Here is a 1,364-nt window from a genome sequence, read left to right as displayed (position 1 = left end):
CAGTCTGACCAGATCGAGATTGAGATGGAAGGACAGTGGGAAAAGTCCAGCCACGGCCTGCAGTATCAGGTGGAAAATTTCATGGAGATCGTGCCGCGCACGAAGGAGGGGATCTTAGGATACCTCTCCTGCGGTTCTGTAAAGGGTGTGGGGCCAAAAGTTGCAGAGGCGATTTTTAAAGAATTTGGTTTGAACACACTGGAAATCATGGAAGAACATCCCCAGGAGCTTCTGAAGGTAAAAGGAATTTCCCAGAAAAGGCTGAAGGGGATTGTGGAATCTTACGGGAAAAACAGGGTGTTCCGGGAACTGATGACGTTTCTGGCACCCTACAAGGTAACGCCCAAAAAGGTAAATCTGATCCTCCAACGGTTTCGCAATGAGTCCGTAGAGATTGTCCGTCACAGGCCTTATCAGCTCTGTGCTGTGAAAGGGTTTGGCTTTTTAACAGTGGATGCCATTGGACGGCAGAACTGCCAGGCGCTCAATGACCCCATGCGGATTTCAGGCTGCCTTTCCCATCTCATGGAATCAGCCATGAAGGAGGAGGGACATCTGTTTCTGGAACGCCCGGAGCTGATCCAGCGGGCATATACCATGCTGAACCAGAATCTCCCGCATCAGGCAGTGACAGAAACAGATATCCAGCGGGTACTCTACCGGCTGGTGATGCAGGAAAGCATTGTGGTAGACGGCGAACGTGTGTATGTGAAGAAACAGTATGAAGAAGAAAACCAGACTGCTTCCATGATCGCCCGGCGTCTGCTAGACCAGGGCGAGGCGTATGACATCGAAAAGGAATTGGCGCAGGCCCAGACTGCACTTGCCATAACACTGTCAGAGAGGCAGAAACAGGCAGTGCGTATGGTGTTCCAAAACCAGATCAGCATTATTACCGGCGGGCCTGGAACCGGAAAGACCACCGTGTTAAAGGTCATCCTTTATATCCATGCCATTGTCTGCCGATCACAGGTACAGCTCATGGCTCCTACGGGGCGTGCGGCACGCCGGATGGCGGAAAGCACCGGGCATGAAGATGCCTCAACGATGCACATGGCTCTGGGGCTTCTGGGTGACTTTGCCGATTATGAAGACGCAGTAGAATATCTGGAGGCCGGATTTCTGAATCTGGATGAAGTATCCATGGTAGATATGCATTTGGGATATGAATTTTTCCGCAGGGTAAAGCCTGCCTCCCGTATCCTGCTGGTAGGCGACGTAGATCAGCTCCCTTCTGTGGGAGCCGGTGATGTGTTCCGGCAATTGATCGGCTGCGGGCTGATCCCTGTGACGGTGCTGGATCTGGTATTCCGCCAGGGAAAGACCAGCAACATCCACTTAAATGCCCGTAAAATGTTGGCAAA

1 protein-coding gene is annotated in these 1,364 nt (G+C 51.9%); it reads left to right on the top strand.

Going from position 1 to position 1,364, the window contains the following annotated elements:
- On the top strand, positions 1 to 1,364 hold a 1,364-nt coding region (locus B5E53_RS18595; RefSeq protein ID WP_162611982.1), incomplete at both ends, for an AAA family ATPase.

It is taken from the genome of Eubacterium sp. An11 (genome assembly GCF_002161065.1).
GTDB lineage: Bacteria > Bacillota > Clostridia > Lachnospirales > Lachnospiraceae > Anaerobutyricum > Anaerobutyricum faecale.
Note: the sequence above shows the minus strand (reverse complement) of the source record. Positions and strands in the feature narration are given on the sequence as shown.